This is a genomic window from Streptomyces sp. NPDC000878, from assembly GCF_053599695.1.
In genome coordinates this window covers 1-21,044 of sequence record NZ_JBSFMT010000070.1, presented here as the reverse complement: position 1 = coordinate 21,044, position 21,044 = coordinate 1, and the positions used below count along the sequence as shown (strand labels likewise).

13 protein-coding genes, 3 tRNA genes and 1 pseudogene are annotated in these 21,044 nt (G+C 69.5%); 8 read left to right on the top strand and 9 right to left on the bottom strand.

The genetic code is table 11. The features are described 5' to 3' along the window. Positions 1–156: 156 nt before the first annotated feature. Both ACWDR4_RS39855 and ACWDR4_RS39850 read left to right on the top strand, forming a co-directional pair. Positions 157–1,503, top strand: coding sequence for an aldehyde dehydrogenase family protein (locus tag ACWDR4_RS39855; RefSeq protein ID WP_450415817.1), 1,347 nt, complete (start codon positions 157–159; stop codon positions 1,501–1,503). 498 nt (positions 1,504–2,001) lie between these two features. Beyond that, entirely contained in the window at positions 2,002–3,117 is a 1,116-nt protein-coding gene (locus tag ACWDR4_RS39850) for an alkene reductase (RefSeq protein WP_450415816.1), read from the top strand. 1,291 nt (positions 3,118–4,408) lie between these two features. Here ACWDR4_RS39850 and ACWDR4_RS39845 read toward each other — a convergent pair. The 3 genes from ACWDR4_RS39845 to ACWDR4_RS39835 form a co-directional block, all read right to left on the bottom strand. Further along, positions 4,409–4,482, bottom strand: a tRNA-Ile gene (locus tag ACWDR4_RS39845). A gap of 167 nt (positions 4,483–4,649) precedes the next feature. Continuing rightward, positions 4,650–4,722, bottom strand: a tRNA-Asn gene (locus ACWDR4_RS39840). A gap of 6 nt (positions 4,723–4,728) precedes the next feature. Beyond that, positions 4,729–4,801, bottom strand: a tRNA-Asn gene (locus ACWDR4_RS39835). 197 nt (positions 4,802–4,998) lie between these two features. Between ACWDR4_RS39835 and ACWDR4_RS39830 the strand changes: the two genes are divergently transcribed. From ACWDR4_RS39830 to ACWDR4_RS39815, 4 genes are all read left to right on the top strand, one after another. Beyond that, positions 4,999–5,304 carry a YtxH domain-containing protein gene (locus tag ACWDR4_RS39830; RefSeq protein ID WP_450415815.1) on the top strand — a complete coding sequence of 102 codons (306 nt, stop codon included), beginning with the start codon at positions 4,999–5,001 and terminating at the stop codon, positions 5,302–5,304. Between the two features lie 156 nt (positions 5,305–5,460). Next, entirely contained in the window at positions 5,461–6,921 is a 1,461-nt protein-coding gene (locus ACWDR4_RS39825) for an FGGY family carbohydrate kinase (protein ID WP_450415814.1), read from the top strand. Positions 6,922–7,066: 145 nt separating this feature from the next. Continuing rightward, a complete protein-coding gene (locus tag ACWDR4_RS39820) occupies positions 7,067–8,800 on the top strand; it encodes an ABC transporter ATP-binding protein (RefSeq protein ID WP_450415812.1) in 1,734 nt (577 codons plus the stop codon). Continuing rightward, positions 8,800–10,734, top strand: coding sequence for an ABC transporter ATP-binding protein (locus ACWDR4_RS39815; RefSeq protein ID WP_450415811.1), 1,935 nt, complete (start codon positions 8,800–8,802; stop codon positions 10,732–10,734). Before ACWDR4_RS39820 ends, ACWDR4_RS39815 begins: the two co-directional genes overlap by 1 nt. A 68-nt stretch (positions 10,735–10,802) precedes the next feature. Here the strand turns inward: ACWDR4_RS39815 and ACWDR4_RS39810 are convergent. The 4 genes and pseudogenes from ACWDR4_RS39810 to ACWDR4_RS39795 all read right to left on the bottom strand — a co-directional run. Next, positions 10,803–10,964 (bottom strand): annotated as a pseudogene (locus tag ACWDR4_RS39810) (cobyrinate a,c-diamide synthase); the annotation flags it as partial. Further along, on the bottom strand, positions 10,963–12,342 hold the full coding sequence (locus ACWDR4_RS39805) for an RNA polymerase sigma factor (RefSeq protein WP_450415810.1): 1,380 nt from the start codon (positions 12,340–12,342) through the stop codon (positions 10,963–10,965). The gene ACWDR4_RS39805 and the pseudogene ACWDR4_RS39810, both read right to left, overlap by 2 nt. A gap of 160 nt (positions 12,343–12,502) precedes the next feature. Further along, positions 12,503–14,410, bottom strand: coding sequence for a DNA primase (gene dnaG, locus ACWDR4_RS39800; protein ID WP_450415809.1), 1,908 nt, complete (start codon positions 14,408–14,410; stop codon positions 12,503–12,505). 70 nt (positions 14,411–14,480) lie between these two features. Further along, positions 14,481–15,746 carry an NAD(P)/FAD-dependent oxidoreductase gene (locus ACWDR4_RS39795; protein ID WP_450415807.1) on the bottom strand — a complete coding sequence of 422 codons (1,266 nt, stop codon included), beginning with the start codon at positions 15,744–15,746 and terminating at the stop codon, positions 14,481–14,483. A gap of 262 nt (positions 15,747–16,008) precedes the next feature. Here ACWDR4_RS39795 and ACWDR4_RS39790 point away from each other — a divergent pair, with 262 nt between their 5' ends. Continuing rightward, positions 16,009–17,604, top strand: coding sequence for a M28 family metallopeptidase (locus tag ACWDR4_RS39790; RefSeq protein ID WP_450415806.1), 1,596 nt, complete (start codon positions 16,009–16,011; stop codon positions 17,602–17,604). Positions 17,605–17,659: 55 nt separating this feature from the next. Here ACWDR4_RS39790 and ACWDR4_RS39785 read toward each other — a convergent pair whose 3' ends face one another. Next, positions 17,660–18,907 (bottom strand): deoxyguanosinetriphosphate triphosphohydrolase, encoded by a 1,248-nt coding sequence (locus tag ACWDR4_RS39785; RefSeq protein ID WP_450415805.1) that lies wholly within the window; start codon positions 18,905–18,907, stop codon positions 17,660–17,662. 98 nt (positions 18,908–19,005) lie between these two features. Beyond that, complete coding sequence (locus tag ACWDR4_RS39780; RefSeq protein WP_450415867.1) at positions 19,006–19,851, bottom strand: sirohydrochlorin chelatase; 846 nt, start codon at positions 19,849–19,851, stop codon at positions 19,006–19,008. Positions 19,852–20,291: 440 nt separating this feature from the next. Here ACWDR4_RS39780 and ACWDR4_RS39775 point away from each other — a divergent pair, with 440 nt between their 5' ends. Next, positions 20,292–20,972, top strand: a complete 681-nt coding sequence (locus tag ACWDR4_RS39775) for a SanA/YdcF family protein (protein ID WP_450415803.1) — start codon at positions 20,292–20,294, stop codon at positions 20,970–20,972. Positions 20,973–21,044 lie beyond the last annotated feature (72 nt).

The window sequence follows — 21,044 nt, the reverse complement described above, 5'->3', positions numbered from 1 at the left end:
CCCCTGCCCTATGTTCGCGTCGGCGCGTACATGGGTTACAGTGAAGGCACGGATTGACCCTTCATCCGTCATCCACCGGGTTGCCCATCACCGGTACTACGGCATGCCACGAACGCCTTTGACGGCGCGGCCTGCATCAAGAACGGAGCACACCCCATGACCACAACACAGGCGACCGAGCCGAGGACGCACCGGACCGAAACGGCCGCGGAGGTGGTCGGCCGTCTTCGTGCGACGTTCAACACCGGCGTCACCCGCGGACTGGACTGGCGCGTCAGTCAACTGCAGCGGCTGCGGGCACTGCTGGTCGAGAACGAGCAGGAGCTGATCGAAGCCCTCTGGGCTGACCTGAGGAAGAACGCCGCCGAGGCCAAGACTCAGGAGATCGACTTCACCGTCGCCGACATCGACGAGACGCTGGCGAATCTCGAGAGCTGGCTTCAGCCCCGCCCGGTGGAGGTTCCTGCCCACTTCGGTCCCACGACAACGGCCTACACCACGTACGACCCGCTCGGGGTCGTCCTGGTGATCGCTCCCTGGAATTTCCCGCTGCACCTTCTCATCGACCCCATCATCGGCGCCCTGGCCGCCGGAAACACCGTGGTGGCCAAGCCGAGCGAGATGTCGGTGCACACCTCGGCGGTCGCTTCACGCCTCCTGCGTGAGTACTTCGACGCCGATGTGCTCACCGTGGTCGAGGGAGGCGCCGAGGAGACCACGGCCCTCCTGGCGCAGCGTTTCGACCAGATCTTCTACACCGGCAATGGCACGGTCGGCCGGATCGTCATGGCCGCAGCAGCCAAGAACCTCACCCCCGTCACGCTCGAACTCGGGGGCAAGTCGCCGGTCTTCGTAGCGGCTGACGCCGACGTGGACGAGACCGCCAAGCGGCTGGTCGGTGCCAAGTTCGGCAATGCGGGGCAGCAGTGCATAGCCCCCGACTATGTCCTGGCCGATCCTGCCACCGCCGCCGCACTGGTCCCCGCCCTGCGTGCGGCGGTAGAAGCTCAGTTCGGCACCAGCCCGCAGACCTCGGCCGGCTTCGGCCGGATCATCAACGAGCGGCACTTCGACCGGCTCACCGCTCTGCTGGACTCCGGCCGGGCGGCGGTGGGAGGCCAGCACGACCGTGACGACCTGTTCATCGCACCGACGGTGCTCACCGATGTCGACCCCGCATCGCCGGTCATGCAGGAGGAGATCTTCGGTCCGATCCTCGCCGTCGTGGAAGTCGAAGACCTCGATGCCGCCATCGCCTTCATCAACGAACGCGACAAGCCCCTCGCGCTCTACGCCTTCACCGAGTCCGAGGCCACCAAGTCTCGCCTCCTGAACGAGACGTCCTCCGGCGGCGTCGCCTGGGGCCAGCCGGTGATGCAACTGCTCATGCCGGGACTGCCTTTCGGTGGCGTCGGCGAAAGCGGCATGGGCCGATACCACGGCCGGTACTCCCTCGAGACGTTCAGCCACCTCAAGGGCGTCGCGGACGTGCCGCTCAGCTAGGCCCGCGCTTTCGTGAAGCAGGCTGTCCGATGGGCGATCGGCCGGCGGAAGTGCCTCAGGCCGGCGAGAATGAGGATCGCTGAGATCGCTGTGCCCGCCACCGCCGCAAGCGCGTTCCAGGTGAAGCCGTATATCGGTCCTCATCGCGGGGGCGCATCGAGGGAGTCGGTCGCGGCGCGGGTGCGGACACCGATCCGTACCGACTCCGGCGGCGGCACCCAAGACTTCGTCACCTGGCCGGCCGCTGATCGTGTACAGGGAGCGAACACCCGTACTCCGGCGGGCAGTTGCGCTTGAACCGGCGTCGACACCGACGCCGACGGCATGCGGCTCTCACCGCGTTCGCCGCCAACACCCCGATCGCGGTCCTGGAACCGCGTCACCGTCAGCGGGCCCGCGCCTGCCCGAGGACCGCATCCGCGCCTCCGCCGGGACAGCGTGGACGCCCTGCGTCGCAGACCTTCATCCCGTTTCCCTCCGTATTGCAGAAAGAAAACCATGCCTGTCAACACTTCAGAAGTTTCGCCCGCTCCATCACTTTTCTCCCCCGTCTCTCTCGGGAAGATCGAGCTTGCCAACCGCGTCGTCATGGCACCGATGACCCGGGTCCGGGCCGGTTCCTCCGGCATTCCCGGGGATCTGATGGTCGAGTACTACCGGCAGCGGGCGAGCGTCGGGCTGATCATCGCCGAGGGCACCTACCCCGACCACGCGTCGCAGGGGTATGTCGGTGAGCCGGGCATCGCCACCGAGGAGCAGGCGGCCGGCTGGCAGCGGGTGTTCGAGGCGGTGCACGCCGAGGGCGGCCGCATCGTCCTGCAGATCATGCACGCCGGCCGCCAAACCCACCCCGCCATCAACGGCGGCCGCCGCGTCCTCGCCCCCAGCGCGATCGCCAGGACCGGCGAGACGTTCACCGAGAAGGGCGAGCAGCCCTACCCCGTACCGGAAGCGATGTCCACCGCAGAGGTCCGTGCAGCCCTGGAGGACTTCGTCACCGCAGCCCGCCGGGCCATCGAGGCGGGAGCGGACGGCGTGGAGATCCACGGCGCCAACGGCTACCTGCTCCACCAGTTCCTCTCCCCGGCGGCCAACCAGCGCACCGATGAATACGGCGGCTCGCCGCAGAACCGCGCCCGCTTCGTCGTCGAGGTCGTCACGGCCATCGCCCAGGCCGTCGGTGCCGAGCGAGTCGGGCTGCGGATCTCGCCGGAGGTCGACTTCGGGGACGTCTTCGAGACCGACCGGGACGACGTCCTGGCCACCTACGGCACCCTGCTCGACCAACTGCGCCCGCTGGGCCTGGCCTACCTCTCCGTCCTGCACACCGAGCCGGGCGGCGAGCTGGTACAGGAGCTGCGGCGGCGCTTCGACGGCAAGCTGATCGTCAACAACGGCCCCCTCGGCGGGGGGCAGACCACCCGCGAGCGGGCGCTCCAGCAGATCGAGGCCGGCCACGCCGACGCCGTGGCCGTGGGCCGGGCCCTCATCGCCAACCCCGACCTGGTCGAGCGCTGGCAGGGTGGCAACCCGGAGAACGAGCCGCGGCCGGAACTGTTCTACGGGCCGGACGCCGAGGGCTACACCGACTACCCCTTCCTCGAAGCGGCTTGAAGCCCCACGGTCACGCCTGTCCATGCGGCAGCCCCACTCACCCATGGACAGGCGCCCGACCAGCGACACTGTGCCCGCCCCTTTGAGCCCGCGGTCACACCGGCGATCACCGGCTCGAGGACCGTCGGGCCCGTCAGGGCGGTCACGGTCCGCAGGTTCCTGGTCAGCAGCCCGCGTTCGGTGACCTCGTCGAGCACATCGCTCTCGTGCATGGCCACCGCGGCGGCCTTCGGCCACAGCTGACACCTATGACAGTTTTCCGGCGGCGGCCCACCTACCAGGTCCGCCTTCCGTAAGGGAGTCCTTCGCAGATATCCGTCAGTTCGCCGCGGCCGACGCCCCGCTGCGGGCACGGCAGGTCTGCGAGGCGATGGACATGGAGATCGCGACCAACAACATCAACAACACCCGCCTGAAACTCAAGCGGCTGACCGAGCGCGGCATCCTGGTCGAGACCGAGCAGGGATTGTTCGCCCAGCCGCGGCCATAGCCGCCCGGCGGCCCTCGGAGCAGCCTGCCTACCCCAGCCGACAGGGCAATACAGACATCAAGTCACGTACCGCCCTCTTAGAGCTATCCCCGCGTGCATGGGCCGACCGTACCGAGTCCATGTGCCGACCGGCCGTGATGGAGCTATCCCCCCGGGGCTGACCTGTCCTGAAAACAGCTGGGCATCGACTACCTGGAGCTATCCCCGAGCACGCGGGGATAGCTCCGTCGCCACGCCCTGGTGTCTCGCGGAGTTCGGGTCGGCCTCGCGCACGCGGGGATAGCTCCGGCATCCACATCTGGGACGGCACGGACGTCGCATCGGCTCCGCGCGGGCTGGGCTTGCCCCCGTCCCTCCGCGCCAAAGGACGAGCACCTCGTACGGAACGGGGTGAACGTCCACAGTCGTCTCCGCGCACCCCGAGTGTCCCTTCGTACCGTTTCCTGTACGGGCCGTTTCTCGCCGCCCCGAGGTCGGCGGCTACGCCGTGATGTATGGGGCGCCCAGCACCCTGATCATCGTGCGCCACCGTCTCCCGACACCCAGGGGTCACCAGGCGACACCACTTCCGGATCTCGCGTCCAGCCAGCGTCCAGAATTCGACGTCCAGACCCTCGCACAGCCCACCGACGACGCCATCCTCCAGCCGTGGGCTGATACGTCTGCGCAGGTCACAGTGACCTCAACTAACGCTGATGGCAACGGAGTCGAACTCACGAGCAGCGGATTCAGCCCCGTGGACCAACGCCCTGAATCCACACCCCAGATGAGACGTTTCCGCAGGTCACAGGGGGGGCACAGTGGGGCGGGTGGGACTCGAACCCACGGCCGACGGATTATGAGTCCGCTGCTCTAACCGGCTGAGCTACCGCCCCATTACGGCGCGTCGCGCACATTTGTGCGCGCCGTCTGCCGCAGCATAGCCGCTCATACGATCTCCTGCTTCGGATGGTCGACTTCGCATGACCATGAGGACCCGGACGCGGCTCGCGCGGTTCCCCCGGACATGAAAAAGGACCCCAACGGGGTCCTCGTTCAAGTGCTCTCCCGACTGGACTCGAACCAGTAACCTGCCGGTTAACAGCCGGCTGCTCTGCCAATTGAGCTACGGAAGACCGAAGCTCCCCCGACTGGACTCGAACCAGTAACCTGCCGGTTAACAGCCGGCTGCTCTGCCAATTGAGCTACGGAGGATTGCCTCGTTGCATCGAACGTACCTCCCTGGGTATTCGCCAGGGGGCGTGTGCTCGCTGCGACACATACATTAGCGCAAGCAGGGGGGTGCTCCGCCAATCGGTTCCCCGCGCCGTGCACCCCTCGCCCGTCGTCAGCCACTCGTCTCACTCGCCTCACTCGCCTCACTCGACACTCGTCAAGGAAAGGTGGCCGTCATGCGCTACCGGCTCACGTTCGTCGCCGGACTGGCCCTGGGTTACGTGCTGGGCACACGGGCCGGGCGCGAGCGCTACGAGCAGTTGAAGAAGACCGCCCGTCAGGTCGCGCAGAACCCGGCCGTCCGCAACACCGCCGAGTCGGCCGCGCTGCAGGGGCGGGAGTTCGCCGGCAAGGCGTTCCACACCGTCAGCGAGAAGGTCGGCGACCGGGTGCCCGACTCCGTGGCCGACCGGGTGCGCTCCCTGCGCGAGCGCAACGCCACGGGAGGTGGCGAGGACGACTGGGGCACCAGCAACACCTGAGCGACCCGGGGCGGGGGCGTCAGGGGTGTCACGGGTGTCGGCATCGCCACATCTGGCGCCTCCGCACGGCCCCTGGACACCGACAACGCACAGGTTGTCCCTGACGGAAACCCGACCCGGCGCGTTCACCTCTCCGCGTACGGCAGAATTTTCGCCATGGGGATAGTCGCCGGGTTGGACAGTTCGCCCGATTTCACTCGTATCGTCGTCTGCGACGCGGACACGGGGTCCGTGCTGCGGCAGGGCTATGCGCCGCATCCGATGGAAGGCGCCGAGGGTGGGAGCGGCGGGCGGCCGTCCGATGTCGATCCGCAGGCCTGGCTGCTCTCCCTCGGTGAGGCCGCCGGCGGCGGGCTCCTCGAAGGCGTGCAGGCCATCGGTGTGTCCGCGCAGCAGAACGCGCTCGTGCCGGTCGACGCGCAGGGCAACACCGTACGGCCGGCGATGGTCGGCGGGGACAAGCGGGCGCAGGTCGCCGCCGCCGATCTGATCGACGCGCTCGGTGGGCGTGAGGCGTGGGCGCAGGCCGTGGGGTGTGTGCCGCAGGCCGCGCAGCCGGTGACCAAGCTGCGCTGGCTGGCGCGGAACGAGCCGGAGGCGGCCCAGCGGACCGCCGTCCTCATGCAGGCGCACGACTGGCTGGTGTGGCAGTTGCTCGGGCGGCCCGTGCGGAGGACCACCGATCGGGGTGGGGCCTCCGGGACCGGGTACTGGTCCGCCGCCATGGGGGCTTATCGCGGTGATCTCGTCGAGCTCGCGCTCGGGCGGCAGGCCATGCTGCCCGAGGTGCTCGGCCCGTCCGATGCCGCCGGTACGACGCCCGAGGGGCTGCTCATCTCCGCCGGGACCGGGGAGACCATGGCCGCCGCGTTCGGGCTCGGGCTCGGGCTCGGGGACGTCGTGGTGTCGCTCGGGGCCTCCGGGTCCGTGATGGCCGTACACCCCGAGGCGCTCTTCGACTCGACCGGGATGATCACCTCGCTGGCCGACGCGACCGGGCTGCATCTGCCTGTCGTGACCACGCTGAATGCCGTACGGACCCTGCGCGGGACCGCCGAGTTGTTGGGGCTCGGGGATCTGGAGAGTCTGTCCGACCTCGCAATGAAGTCGACTCCCGGCGCTCATGGGCTGGTCATGCTGCCCTATCTGGAGGGTGAGCGGACGCCGAGTCTGCCGCACACCGCCGGGACGCTCGCCGGGCTGCGGCGGGAGTCCATGAAGGCCGAGCATCTGGCGCGGGCCGCCTTCGAGGGCATGCTGTGCGGGCTCGCGGACGCCTTGGATGTGCTGCGGGGGCGGGGAGTCGACGTACAGCGGGTGTTCCTGCTCGGGTCAGCCGCCGAGCTGCCGGCCGTACAGGCCGCGGCGCCGATGCTGTTCGGGGCGCAGGTCGTCGTACCGCAGCCCGCCGACTACGCGGCCATCGGTGCCGCGCGGCAGGCCGCCTGGGCGCTCGGGGTGACGCAGGGGACGCTCGATCCGCGGACCCCGCCGGCCTGGCAGGGGGCCACCGCGCAGGTGCTGGAGCCCGGTGAGGAGCTGGCGGTGGGGCAGGCGGTGCGGCAACAGTACGTGTCCGTGCGGGAGCAGACGCATCCCGGGGCGTTTCGTAGCTGACCCACCAAAAAATGTCCTGCCGTTGGATTAATCGGTTGAAGTAACACGGGTGGAGTGTTCGACGATGGGGGCGTGGGGCACTCCCCATCGTCCGTGACGGCCAGACGTCCGTGACGGACAAACCGCCGACTCCGAGAGATTCAGCGTGCTCATACGACTTCTCCGCACTTACCTGCGGCCGTACAGGAAACCCATCGTCCTGCTCGTGCTGCTCCAGCTCCTGCAGACCTGCGCCACCCTCTATCTGCCCACGCTCAACGCGGACATCATCGACGACGGTGTGGTGAAGGGCGACACGGGCCACATCCTGGCCTTCGGCGCCGTGATGATCGGCATCTCGCTGGTGCAGGTCGTCTGCAACATCGGCGCCGTGTACTACGGCGCCCGTACGGCGTCGGCGCTCGGCCGGGACCTGCGCGCGGCCGTCTTCGACCAGGTGCAGTCGTTCTCGGCGCGCGAGGTCGGGCAGTTCGGCGCGCCCTCGCTGATCACCCGTACGACCAATGACGTCCAGCAGGTCCAGATGCTCGCGCTGATGACGTTCACGCTGATGGTGTCGGCGCCGATCATGTGCGTGGGCGGCATCGTGCTCGCGCTGGGCCTGGATGTGCCGCTGTCGGGCGTGCTGATCGCCGTCGTACCGGTGCTGGGCATCTGCGTGACGTTGATCGTGCGGCGGCTGCGGCCGATGTTCCGGTCGATGCAGGTACGGCTCGACACCGTCAACCGGGTGCTGCGCGAGCAGATCACCGGCAACCGGGTGATCCGCGCCTTCGTGCGGGACGAGTACGAGCAGGACCGGTTCCGGAAGGCCAACGCCGAGCTGACCGAGGTGTCGCTGGGCACCGGGCGGCTGCTCGCGCTGATGTTCCCGATCGTCATGACCGTCGTCAACATCTCGTCCATCGCGGTGGTGTGGTTCGGTGCGCATCGCATCGACAGCGGCGCGATGGAGATCGGCGCGCTGACCGCGTTCCTCGCCTATCTGATGCAGATCGTCATGTCCGTGATGATGGCCACCTTCATGTTCATGATGGTCCCGCGCGCGGAGGTGTGCGCCGAGCGCATCGAGGAGGTGCTCGGTACGTCGTCGAGTGTCGTACCGCCGGTCGACCCGGTGGTCGAGCTGCGGCGGCACGGGCATCTGGAGATCCGGGGCGCCGGGTTCCGCTATCCGGGCGCCGAGGAGCCCGTGCTGCGGGCCGTCGACCTGGTGGCGCGGCCCGGTGAGGTGACCGCGGTGATCGGGTCCACGGGGAGTGGGAAGTCGACGCTGCTGGGGCTGGTCCCCCGTCTGTTCGACGCGACCGACGGGGAGGTGCTCGTCGACGGCGTGGACGTGGCCACCGTAGAGCCGAGACTGTTGGCGAGGACGGTGGGGCTGGTGCCGCAGAAGCCGTACCTGTTCGCCGGGACCGTGGCGACCAATCTGCGGTACGGAAATCCGGACGCCACGGACGACGAGCTGTGGCGGGCGCTGGAGGTGGCGCAGGGCAAGGGGTTCGTCGAGCGGCTGGAGGGCGGGCTCGACGCGCCGATCGCGCAGGGCGGTACGAACGTGTCGGGCGGCCAGCGGCAGCGGCTCGCCATCGCCCGGACGCTGGTCCAGCGGCCCGAGATCTACCTCTTCGACGACTCCTTCTCCGCGCTCGACTACGCCACGGACGCGGCCCTGCGGACGGCGCTCGCGCGCGAGACCGCCGAGGCGACCGTCGTGATCGTCGCCCAGCGGGTGTCCACGATCAGGGAGGCCGACCGGATCATCGTCCTCGACGAGGGCCGGGTCGTCGGCACCGGCCGCCATCACGAGCTGATGGCGGACAACGAGACCTACCGCGAGATCGTCCTGTCCCAGCTCACGGAAGCGGAGGCCGCCTGATGGCCGGGCCCATGGGGCGCATGATGGCGGGCACCGGCCCCGACCATAACTCGATGGATTTCAAGGAGTCCGGCAAACGGCTCCTCTCCCAGTTCAGGCCCGAACGGGCCACGATGTACGTGATGCTGCTCGCGGTGGTCGTGAGCGTGGGCCTGTCGGTGGTGGGCCCGAAGATCCTGGGGCGGGCGACCGACCTGGTCTTCTCCGGCATCATCGGACGGCAGTTCGACAGCGGGAGTTCGAAGGCCGAGGTGCTCGCCGCCATGCGGGAGCGCGGCGAGGGCGGCATGGCCGACATGCTCTCCGGTACGGACTTCACCCCGGGCAAGGGCATCGACTTCGGCGCGGTGGGTGAGGTGCTGGGGCTGGCCCTGGTGGTGTTCGTCCTCGCCGGGCTGCTGATGCTGGTGGCGACGCGGCTGGTGAACCGGGCGGTCAACCGGACCGTGTACCGGATGCGCGAGGATCTGCAAGCGAAGCTGTCGCGGCTGCCTCTGTCGTATTTCGACAAGCGTCAGCGTGGAGAAGTCCTCAGTCGTGCGACCAACGACATCGACAACATCGGGCAGACGCTGCAGCAGTCGATGGGGCAGCTCATCAACTCACTGCTGACGATCGTCGGCGTGCTGGCGATGATGTTCTGGGTGTCGTGGCTGCTGGCGCTGGTCGCGCTGGTGACCGTACCGCTGTCGTTCTACGTCGCCACGCGCGTCGGCAAGCGGTCGCAGCCGCACTTCGTGCAGCAGTGGCGGACCACCGGCAAGCTGAACGCCCACATCGAGGAGATGTACACCGGGCACAACCTGGTGAAGGTGTTCGGACGCCAGGACGAGTCGGCGCAGCAGTTCGCCGAGCAGAACGACGCGCTGTACGAGGCGGGGTTCAAGGCGCAGTTCAACAGCGGGGTGATGCAGCCGCTGATGATGTTCGTGTCGAACCTCAACTACGTGCTGGTGGCCGTGGTGGGCGGGCTGCGGGTCGCCTCGGGCGCGCTGTCGATCGGCGACGTGCAGGCGTTCATCCAGTACTCGCGCCAGTTCTCGATGCCGCTGACGCAGGTCGCGTCGATGGCGAACCTGGTGCAGTCCGGGGTGGCCTCGGCCGAGCGGGTCTTCGAACTGCTGGACGCGGAGGAGCAGCAGGCCGATCCGGTGCCGGGGGTACGGCCGGAAGAGCTGCGGGGACTTGTCTCGCTGGAGCATGTGTCGTTCCGGTACGAGCCGGAGAAGCCGCTGATCGAGGATCTGTCGCTGGCGGTGGAGCCGGGGCACACGGTGGCGATCGTCGGTCCTACGGGGGCCGGCAAGACGACTCTTGTCAATTTGCTGATGCGGTTCTATGAGGTGTCCGGCGGCCGGATCACTCTGGACGGCGTGGACATCGCGTCCATGTCCCGGGACGAACTCCGGGCCGGGATAGGGATGGTGCTCCAGGACACCTGGCTGTTCGGCGGGACCATCGCGGAGAACATCGCGTACGGGGCCGCGCGGGAGCGTGAGGTGACGCGCGGGGAGATCGAGGAGGCGGCGCGGGCGGCGCACGCGGACCGGTTCATCCGGACGTTGCCGGACGGGTACGACACCGTGATCGACGACGAGGGTACGGGGGTCAGCGCGGGTGAGAAGCAGCTGATCACGATCGCGCGGGCGTTCCTGTCCGATCCGGTGATCCTGGTGCTGGACGAGGCGACGAGTTCGGTGGACACGCGGACGGAGGTGCTGATCCAGAAGGCGATGGCGAAACTCGCCCATGGGCGGACGTCGTTCGTGATCGCGCATCGGTTGTCGACGATTCGGGATGCGGACACGATTCTGGTGATGGAGAACGGGGCGATCGTGGAACAGGGGGCGCACGGGGAGTTGTTGGGGGCGGACGGGGCTTATGCGCGGTTGTACAAGGCGCAGTTTGCGGAGGCGGTGGCTGAGGTGGATTAGGGGGGCGGGGGTTCGGGGGTTGTTTCTTCGCCCCCGCCGCCCCTACCCGTCCCATCCTCGGGGGGCTCCGCCCCCGAACCCCCGCTCCTCAAACGCCGGAGGGGCTGGATTTCCAGCCCGTCCGGCGTTTGAGGACAAGGCCCGTTCAGGGCCGGAGTGGGGGTCTGGGGGCGCAGCCCCCAGGGGATGGGAATGGGTAGGGGCGGCGGGGGCGAGGAAACCCGGACCTCAGTCCAAGTAACCCCGCAGCTGGTCCGCGAACGCGTGGTCCCTCAGTTTGTTCAGGGTCTTGGACTCGATCTGGCGGATACGCTCCCGCGTGACGCCGAAGATCCGCCCGATCTCCTCCAACGTGCGCGGACGCCCGTCCGCCAGCCCGTACCGCAGCTGAACGACCTTGCGCTCCCGCTCCCCCAGCGTCGACAGCACCGCTTCCAGGTGTTCCCGCAGCAGCAAGAACGCCGCCGACTCGACCGGCGACGCCGCGTCGCCGTCCTCGATGAGGTCACCCAGCGCCACATCGTCCTCCTCGCCCACCGGCGCGTGCAGCGACACCGGCTCCTGGGCGAGACGCAGTACCTCGCTCACCCGCTCGGGGAGAAGGTCCAGTTGGGCGGCGACCTCCTCGGGGGTCGGCTCGTAGCCGCGTTCCTGAAGCATCCGGCGCTGGACCCGGACGACCCGGTTGATCAGTTCGACCACGTGGACGGGGACACGGATCGTACGGGCCTGGTCGGCGAGGGCGCGGGACATGGCCTGGCGGATCCACCAGGTCGCGTACGTCGAGAACTTGTAGCCGCGCGCGTAGTCGAACTTCTCGACCGCGCGGATCAGGCCCAGGTTTCCCTCCTGAACGAGATCGAGCATCGTCAGCCCACGGCCCACGTACCGTTTCGCCACCGACACCACCAGGCGCAGGTTGGCCTCGATCAGCCGGCGCTTGGCCATGCGGCCCATGACGACCAGTTTGTCCAGGTCGAGGGCCAACTGGCTGTCCAGGTCGGAGGCGAGACGCAGTTTCTCCTCGGCGAACAGGCCGGCCTCGACCCGACGGGCGAGTTCGACCTCTTCGGCGGCGGTGAGCAGCGGGATACGGCCGATCTCCCGCAGGTACTGGCGGAACAGGTCGGAGGAGGGCCCGCTGGTGTCGGCGCGGGCGGGGGCGCGGCGCGGCGCGATCGGCTCGATTACCTCGACCACCTCGATCGATTCCACCGGCTCGATCGTTTCCTCGGTCTCCTCCACCTCCACCGCGTCCGCCGGAGAACCGTCCGGTTCGGGCGGGCTGTCCGGATCGGTCGTCTCGGGGTGGTGAGCGGCGCGGCTCTGCGGAGGCACGGCCGCGATGACCTCGGCGACGTCGGTGACGTCCGCGATCTCGGTCTCGGCGTCGGGCTCCGTCACCGCGGTACTGCTGTCGGTCTGGGTGAGGGTCTGGGTCTGCACGGGGGCGACCTCCAGGATGATCGCTGCTGAGGCGTACGGCAGCGGTACTCGGGGGGCGGAGTGGGCGGCCTCGCCGCTGTCCGTCCCGTACGCGTTGAGCGGAACCGCGGGGGTGTCGGACCCGTTGGGGACGGGTCGGCCGCGCTCCGAGGACTCAGGCACCGGAACCCAGTGTGGAGTACGACACATCGCCGCCACGAGGGGCGTGCGACCACTTTTTGGGTCCGGTCCGTGACCGCGTGGTTACCGTGACGTCAAACCCGGGTGCTTGTACGCGTACGTGTCCGGGGTCCCACCTGGCACGATCGGCCCGGCGCCGGCCTCAGAGCGCCGCCGCTCCCTGGTTCTGAAGTGCCAGGTCGTACTGCTGGAGTACCCACAACTCGTTCAGTGCGGCGGCCAGCTGGGCCGGGTCCCCGTGAGCGGTCAGGCGGGTGTGGGTGCCCTGAACCTCTTGGATACGGCGCCCCACCGCTCTGCGTCGGACGGTGACCAGCACATCGCCGGCGTACAGGTCGTCGACCGTTCTGCGCATGATCGCCTCGACCGCCAGTTCCGTCACCATGGAGCGGACGGTGTTGTCGGGGGCCGTCTCGCGGACGCGGACCAGGTACTCCTGGGGGTCCTGGACGCCGTACTCCGCGCCGCCCGCTTCCATGATCGTCTGGCGTACGGCCGCGTAGGGGGCGGCCGTGAACTCGTCGATGCCGTAGGCGTCGAAGGCCGGGGAGACCAACTCGGGGCGCTGTAGGGCCAGTTTGAGGAGTTCGCGTTCCGTGGCGTAGACCGGGTTGCGGAGGTTCAGGGCCGGGCCCGTGGGGCCGCCCTGGCGCGTTGTCTGCTCGTACGGCTGCTGGTGCTGCCCGCCTGTGGGGGCCGGGCCCTTACCGCCGCGGTCTTTGGCCCAACGGGCCAGCTGGGCCACCCTCTTGACCACGAACTGGGTGTCCAGGATGCCGAGCATGCCCGCGAGCTGGACCGCGACCTCGTGCTGGGCGCCGCTGTTCTTGATGCGGGCCACGATCGGGGCCGCCTCGTCCAGTGCCGCCGCGCGGCCCGCCGGGGTTTCCAGGTCGTAGCGGGCGGCGATCTGGCGCAGGGCGAACTCGAAGAGGGGGGTGCGGGGTTCGGCGAGGTCGGCGACGGCCTGGTCGCCCTTCGCGAGGCGCAGGTCGCAGGGGTCCATGCCGTCGGGGGCGATCGCGATGTACGTCTCGGCGGCGAACTTCTGGTCGTCCTCGAAGGCGCGCAGGGCCGCCTTCTGGCCGGCCGCGTCGCCGTCGAAGGTGAAGATCACTCGGGCCGAGCCGTTGTCCATGAGGAGGCGGCGGAGGATCTTGATGTGTTCGGTGCCGAAGGCCGTACCGCAGGTCGCGATGGCCGTCGTGACGCCGGCCAGGTGGCAGGCCATGACGTCCGTGTAGCCCTCGACGACGACCGCGCGGCTCGCCTTCGCGATGTCCTTCTTGGCGAGGTCGATGCCGTACAGGACCTGGGACTTGCGGTAGATCGCCGTGTCGGGGGTGTTGAGGTACTTGGGGCCGTTGTCCGACTCGTACAGCTTCCGTGCGCCGAAGCCGACGACCTCTCCGCCGATGTCGCGGATGGGCCACATCAGACGGCCCCGGAAGCGGTCGATGGGGCCCCGGCGGCCTTCCTGGGCGAGGCCCGAGAGGAGGAGTTCCTTGTCGGAGAAGCCCTTGCCGCGGAGGTAGCGGGTGAGGTGGTCCCAGCCCTGGGGGCTGTAGCCGACGGAGAAGTGTTCCGCCGCCGACTGGTCGAAGCCCCGTTCCGCGAGGAACTTGCGGCCCGCGTCCGCCTCGGAGGTCGTCGCCAGCTGTTCCACGTACCACTGGGCCGCGATCTTGTGGGCCTCGACCAGACGGATGCGTTCGCCGCGCTGGTTGGCGGGGTTGTAGCCGCCCTCCTCGTAGCGCAGCGTGATGCCGGCCTGGGCGGCCAGGCGCTCGACCGACTCGGAGAAGGAGAGGTGGTCGACCTTCATCACGAACGTGATGGTGTCGCCGCCTTCCTGGCAGCCGAAGCAGTGGAAGAGCCCCTTGCTCGGGCTGACCTGGAAGGACGGTGACTTCTCGTCGTGGAAGGGGCACAGGCCCTTGAGGTTGCCGCCGCCCGCGTTGCGCAGCTGGAGGTACTCGGACACCACGGCGTCGATCGGGACCGCGTCCCGAACCGCCTTCACGTCCTCGTCGTTGATCCTTCCGGCCACGCGGTGATTCTACGGGTCCCGACCGACATTCCTGTCGGGACGTCTGACTGCCGCAGGGCAGTCGTGGCGGCTACGGGACGAGGCTGTCCAGCGGTACGTGCGGGTCCCCCAGGGCCTCCGTGTCCACCTGGGACCGGGAGCGGATGAGCTGCTGGACGGTCTCTGTGACGTCCCACACGTTGACGTTCATCCCGGCCAGCACCCTGCCCTCCTTCACCCAGAAGGCGATGAACTCGCGCTTGCCCGCGTCTCCCCGGATCACCACCTGGTCGTACGAGCCCGGGGGCGCCCAGCCCGAGTACTCCAGGCCCATGTCGTACTGGTCGGAGAAGAAATACGGCACGCGGTCGTACGTCGAGTCGCGGCCCAGCATCGCGCGGGCCGCCGCCGGGCCGCCGTTGAGGGCGTTGGCCCAGTGTTCGACGCGCAGCCTGGTGTCGAACAGGGCGTGGTGGAAGGCGGCCACGTCACCGGCCGCGTAGATGTCGGGGTCGGAGGTGCGCAGGCGTTCGTCGACCGCGATGCCGCCGCCGTGCGCGCGCTCGGCGAGGGTCAGGCCCGCCGCCTCCGCGAGCGCCGTGCGCGGGGCGGCGCCGATGGCCGCCAGGACGTCGTGGGCCGGGTGCTCCTCGCCGTCGTCCGTACGGGCCGCGAGGACCATGCCGTCCTGGCCGACGATCTCCGTCAGCCGGGCGCCGAAGTGGAAGCGGACGCCGTGCTCGCGGTGCAGCTCGGCGAAGAGGTTGCCCAGCTCGGGGCCGAGCACCGAGTGCAGCGGCGTCGACTCCGGTTCCACGACGGTCACCTCGGCGCCGTACTCCCGTGCCGCCGCCGCGACCTCCAGGCCGATCCAGCCGGCGCCGGCGATCACGATGTGGCCGTTGTCGCGGCCCAGGGCGGCCAGGACGCCCTTGAGGCGCTCGGCGTGCGCGAGGCGGCGCAGGTGGTGGACGCCGGCCAGGCCCGTCCCCGGGATGTCCAGGCGGCGCGGCTCGGCGCCGGTGGCGATGAGCAGTTTGTCGTAGTGGACGAGGGTGCCGTCGTCGCCGAAGCGGACGGTCTTCGCCGTACGGTCGATGGCGTCGACGGTCTGGCCGAGGTGGAGTTCGATGTCGTTGCGCGCGTACCAGGCGGGTTCGTGGACGAAGACGCTGTCGCGCTCCTCCTTGCCGAGGAGGTAGCCCTTGGAGAGCGGGGGCCGCTCGTACGGGTGGTCGCGTTCGTCGCAGATCAGTATCACGCGGCCCGTGAAGCCCTCCGTCCGGAGCGTCTCGGCCGCTTTCGCGCCGGCCAGTCCGCCTCCGATGATGACGAATGTCTGATCCGCGTCGACCACTTGATGCCTCCTCGTAAGGGTGCCGCCATAAGCGAGCCTCCCGCACGGAGCGTGATGGGGGAAGAGGGAGTGGGCCGATCAGACCCACGGAGGGTCACATTCGGGCATGCCACGCGTGCCGGGCGGGAGGTCCCGCGCACACGGGACATGTAAGCCAAACCGGCGAAACCGAACACGAGTTGCAGAAAACCCCTTCTCGTGACCCGCGTAGCTCGCTAGCGTCCCTCCCACCTCGTTCGCACATCCCTGGGGAAGGACCTCTGTGAACGTATTACCGAAGGCATCGTCCTACTCGCACAGAGCCGTGGCGGTCATCGCCGCCACCGCACTCGCGACGCCGCTGCTGATCGCCTCCGCCGGAACAGCCGGCGCCCACGGCGGTCACGGCAACCCGGCCGGCGACGCCAGGAAGCTCGCGAAGACTCTGGTCAAGGAGTCGTCCGCGAAGGACGCGTACAAGCACCTCAAGGCACTACAGGCCATCTCCGACGCCAACGGCGGCAACCGCGCGGCCGGCACACCGGGCCACGACAAGTCCGCCCAGTACGTCTACAGGGTGCTGAAGAAGGCCGGCTACAAGGTCTCGTACGACAGCTTCGACTTCGACTACATCGAGACCCTCGCCGAGAAGGCGGCCGTGGTCTCACCGGCACCGCGCGATCTCGGCATCACAGCGATGACGTACACCAAGTCGACGCCCGTGGGCGGCATCACGGCCGCGCTCGCCGCCGCCACGGTGGACGCCACTCCCGGCTGTGAGGCCGGTGACTACGCGGCCGGAGCCTTCACCGGCAAGATCGCCCTGATCAAGCGGGGCGGCTGCACCTTCGCGCAGAAGCAGATCGTCGCCTCCGAGGCGGGCGCCGTCGGCGCGATCATCTACAACAACACCGCGGGCGTCCTCTCCGGCACCCTCGGCGACGCGGCGAGCGGCCGGATCCCGACCGCCGGCCTCGGCCAGGCCGAGGGCGAGGCCCTCGCCGCCGATGTCGCGGCGGGCGAGGTCACGGTCAGCTTCGAGGTCCGTCAGCTGATCGAGACCCGTACGACGAACAACGTCGTCGCGGAGACCCGTGGCGGCGACGCGGACAACACGGTGTTCCTGGGCGCCCACCTCGACTCGGTCACCGAGGGCCCCGGCATCAACGACAACGGCTCCGGCTCGGCCGGCATCCTGGAGGTCGCCGAGGAACTCGCCGACGCTGCAACACAAAAAGAGGGCAGGTACGGCAAGCAGCCGCCCAACAAGGTGAAGTTCGCCTTCTGGTCCGCCGAGGAACTGGGCCTGGTCGGCTCCGAGTCGTACGTCGAGCGGCTCACCGAGGAGCAGCGGGCGCAGATCAAGCTCTATCTGAACTTCGACATGATCGCCTCCCCGAACTACGCCCAGTTCGTGTACGACGGTGACGACTCGGACGCCGAGGGCGCGGGCCCCGGCCCGGAGGGGTCGGCCCAGCTGGAGCGCGACATCAACGCGTTCCTCGACTCCAAGGGCAGGCCGCATCAGGGCACCGACTTCTCCGGCCGCTCCGACTACGGGCCGTTCATCGCGGTCGGCATCCCCTCCGGCGGCACCTTCACCGGCGCCGAGGGCATCAAGACCGAGGCCCAGGCCGCGCTGTTCGGCGGCACCGCGGGCGTCGCGTACGACGCGTGCTACCACGCGGCGTGCGACGACCTGGACAACATCAGCCTGAAGGCGTTCGGCATCAACATCGGGGTCATCGCCAACGCGGTGGGCACGTACGCCCATGACCTCAGCTCGCTGAGCACGCCGGTCGTGTCCACGCCCACCACGGGCGGCGACGGCAGCGGCGGCGGTCTGCACCCCGGCCACGACGAGGTCGTGGCGGAGTAATGCGGTAGGCAGCAGGCGGTACGGCACGTGGGAGCGCGCGCTCCCACGTGCCGTGTCAGCCGGTCAGGCGTTCGTGGAGCGAGCGGGCGGCGGCGTCCGTGAGCGAGGCGATCTGGTCGACGATCACGCGCTTGCGGGCGCGGTCGTCGGGGGCCTCGTCGAAGAGGGCCCGGAACTGGGGTTCCAGGCCGTCCGGGGCGCGGTCGGTGAGCACCTCGGCCAGCTCCGCGACGACGATCCGCTGGTCCGCGCGGAGCACTTCCTGCTCGGCACGCTGCATGACGTACCGGTCGGCGACCGCCTTGAGGACCGCGCACTCCAGCCTGGTCTCGCGCGGTACGACGAGTTCGGCGGTGTACCGGGTGAGCAGGCCACTGCCGTACGCCGCGCGCGTGGCGCCCTCGGCGGCGAGGCAGAAGCGGCCGATGAGCTGGCTGGTGGCGTCCTTCAGACGGGCCTGGGCGACGGCCGAGCCGTCGTAGCCGTGCGGCCACCACAGCTGGTCCTGGAGCCGGTCGAGGGCTTCCGCCAGTTCCGCCGGGTCGGTGTCCTGCGGGACGTACCGCCCGAGGGCGACCGCGAAGACCGCCTGGCGTTCGGGTTCCGCGTGCAGGGCGGCCGGGTCGAGGTGGCCGGCGTGCAGACCGTCCTCGACGTCGTGCACCGAGTACGCCACGTCGTCGGCCCAGTCCATGACCTGGGCCTCGAAGGTGGTACGGGTGCCGGGGGCGTCCTTGCGGAGCCAGTCGAAGACGGGGCGGTCGTCGTCGTAGACACCGAACTTGGGGGACCCGGGGTCGGTGGGGTGGGCGCCGCGGGGCCAGGGGTACTTGGTGGCGGCGTCGAGGACGGCTCGGGTGAGGTTGAGGCCGACCGAGCCTTCCGGGGTGAACCGCTTGGGCTCGATGCGAGTGAGGAGTCTCAGGGACTGGGCGTTGCCCTCGAAGCCGCCGCAGTCCTCCGCGAACTCGTTCAGTGCCTGTTCGCCGTTGTGGCCGAAGGGGGGGTGACCCAGGTCGTGCGCGAGGCAGGCGGCTTCGACGAGGTCGGGGTCGCAGCCGAGGGCCGCGCCCAGCTCGCGGCCGACCTGGGCGCATTCCAGGGAGTGGGTGAGGCGGGTGCGGGGGCTGGCGTCCCAGCTGTGGCTGCGGGTGCCCGGGGTGACGACCTGGGTCTTGCCTGCGAGGCGGCGTAGGGCAGCGGAGTGGAGGATTCGGGCGCGGTCGCGTTGGAAGGCGGTTCGGCCGGGGCGCTTGTCCGGTTCCGGGGCCCAGCGTTCGGTGGACGACAGGTCGTACGACATGTCTCGACAGTACGGGCAGGTACTGACAAGTGGGGGTGCGCTCCGCTGGGGTGCGCCGTTTCGTCTGGCGGGTGCTGTTATTCGTCTGCCGGGTGCTGTTATACGGCGAGTGCGGGTTGTGGGTGGCTGGTCGCGCAGTTCCCCGCGCCCCTTAGGGGGTCGCCCCTCAGCGGGGTTGCCAGTGTCTGGTCGTAGCGGTGGAGGAGCAGGTTTGCCATCGCGGGGTGGGTGCCCAGGGGGGCCGACGCGATCCATGGGGCCTTCTCCGCGCACTCTGTCGCGAAGCGGCCCGGGGCCGTGAAGTAGGAGGCGATGGCCACCCTTGTACGGCCGCTTGCCGTCAGGGTCTCGATGGCGTCCGGGACCGTCGGGGTCGCTGTCGTCGCGTAGGCGGGGATCACCGGGACGCCCAGGCGGTCGGCGAGGAGCTGGGCCGTGCGGGCCGTGTCGACCTTGGACTCCGGGTCCCGGGAGCCCGCCGCCGCCAGTACGACCGCGCTCTGCCGTCGCGTCTCGTCGTCCGTCCGCGTAGGCCAGCCCGCCTCGACCAGGCGGGCGTACAGGGCCTCCAGCAGGAAGGGGTGCGGGCCGAGGGCGGGCGCCACGCGTGCGCGTACCGGCGATTCGGCTGCCATCTCGGGGATGTCGCGCTTGACGTGGTAGCCGCGGCTGAGGAGGAGCGGGACGAGGATCGCCTCGCGGTCGCCGAGGGCGGCGAGCGTGTCGGGGAGAAGGGGCTCGTTCAGCTCGATGTGACCGAGGTGGACCGGCAGGCCGGGGCGCAGGGCGCGGACCTGGTCGAGGAGCGTGCGTACGGTGCTCAGGGCGCGGGGGTCGCGGCTGCCGTGGGCCACGACGACGAGCGCGGGCGGCTCGGGTCGCCGCCTGCCGTCGAGGGACACGAGGCTGAGCTGGCCGGCGAGCTGACTGCTGATCCGGTTCATGAGGTGCGCCGTACTGTCGAGGTGGGTCCCCGGGAGCGGGTGGGCTTCGGGGGTGGGGGTGGGACTGGCGGTGTGGCCACCGGTGGGGTCGGGGGTCGGGCTGGGGGTGTGGCTCGGGGCGGCGGTGAGGCTGGGGCGGGCAGTCTGGCCAGCGGTGGGGGCGGGGGTCGGAGCGGGGGTCGGGCTGAGGCTTGCGGTGGACTCGTCGCGCGGTGGGTTCGACGGCGTCATGGACCGATGGTCGCGGTGGGAGGTTGCCACCCCGTTGCACGAAGATATCGGCGCTTTTCCGCAGGTTCACGGTGGGGCGGGGGGTCACTGTGAGGTGGCTTGACCTGCGCATTCGGTCGAGCGAGTGAGGCCGATCACGTGCGTTGTCGTGAACCGTGGGGCCTCGCGTCACGTCCCTGACTGTCGAAGGCCGACCTGGAGGGACCCCCGTGAGACTCCGCAGACCCCGTCTGCCGCGTACCCGTACCGGGCAGCGGAGGCTTGTGCAGGCCGTGATGCTCGGGTGCGTGCTGGCGTTGCTGCCGGCCACGTGGATGTTCGTCGCCACGGGTGACCGGCTGCGCAGTGTCTCGGACGCGCCGCGTACCGACGTCGCCGTCGTCTTCGGGGCCGGGCTGTGGGACGGGGAGCCGTCTCCGTATCTCGCGCACCGGTTGGACGCGGCGGCGGAGCTGTATCGGGCGGGGCGGGTGAAGGTGGTGCTCGTCACCGGGGACAACAGCCGGGAGGACTACGACGAGCCGGATGCGATGCGGGGGTATCTGACGCGGCACGGGGTGCCGGACGGGCGGATCGTGAGCGACTACGCCGGGTTCGACACGTGGGACTCGTGTGTCCGCGCGAAGAAGATCTTCGGGGTGGACCGGGCCGTGCTGATCAGTCAGGGGTTTCATATTCGTCGGGCGGTGGCGTTGTGCGAGGCGGCGGGGGTGGAGTCGTACGGGGTCGGGGTTGAGGCTCGGCATGATGTGACGTGGTACTACGGCGGGGCGCGGGAGATTTTCGCGGCGGGTAAGGCTGCGTTGGATGCGGTGTTCGAGCCTGATCCGCGGTTTCTGGGGCCGGTGGAGGTGGGGGTGGGGCGGGCGTTGCGGGCGGATACGGGGTGAGGTTTTCGCCCCCGCCGCCCTTACCCGTCCCATCCCTGGGGGGGGGGGCCCCCCGAAGGAAGTGCAAAACTA

Bases quoted from the DNA above. Each gene is read 5' to 3' on its own strand.
- ACWDR4_RS39855 (WP_450415817.1), top strand. From the start codon at position 157: ATGACCACAACACAGGCGACCGAGCCGAGGACGCACCGGACCGAAACG.
- ACWDR4_RS39850 (WP_450415816.1), top strand. From the start codon at position 2,002: ATGCCTGTCAACACTTCAGAAGTTTCGCCCGCTCCATCACTTTTCTCC.
- ACWDR4_RS39830 (WP_450415815.1), top strand. From the start codon at position 4,999: ATGCGCTACCGGCTCACGTTCGTCGCCGGACTGGCCCTGGGTTACGTG.
- ACWDR4_RS39825 (WP_450415814.1), top strand. From the start codon at position 5,461: ATGGGGATAGTCGCCGGGTTGGACAGTTCGCCCGATTTCACTCGTATC.
- ACWDR4_RS39815 (WP_450415811.1), top strand. From the start codon at position 8,800: ATGGCCGGGCCCATGGGGCGCATGATGGCGGGCACCGGCCCCGACCAT.
- ACWDR4_RS39785 (WP_450415805.1), bottom strand. From the start codon at position 18,907: ATGTCGTACGACCTGTCGTCCACCGAACGCTGGGCCCCGGAACCGGAC.
- ACWDR4_RS39780 (WP_450415867.1), bottom strand. From the start codon at position 19,851: ATGAACCGGATCAGCAGTCAGCTCGCCGGCCAGCTCAGCCTCGTGTCC.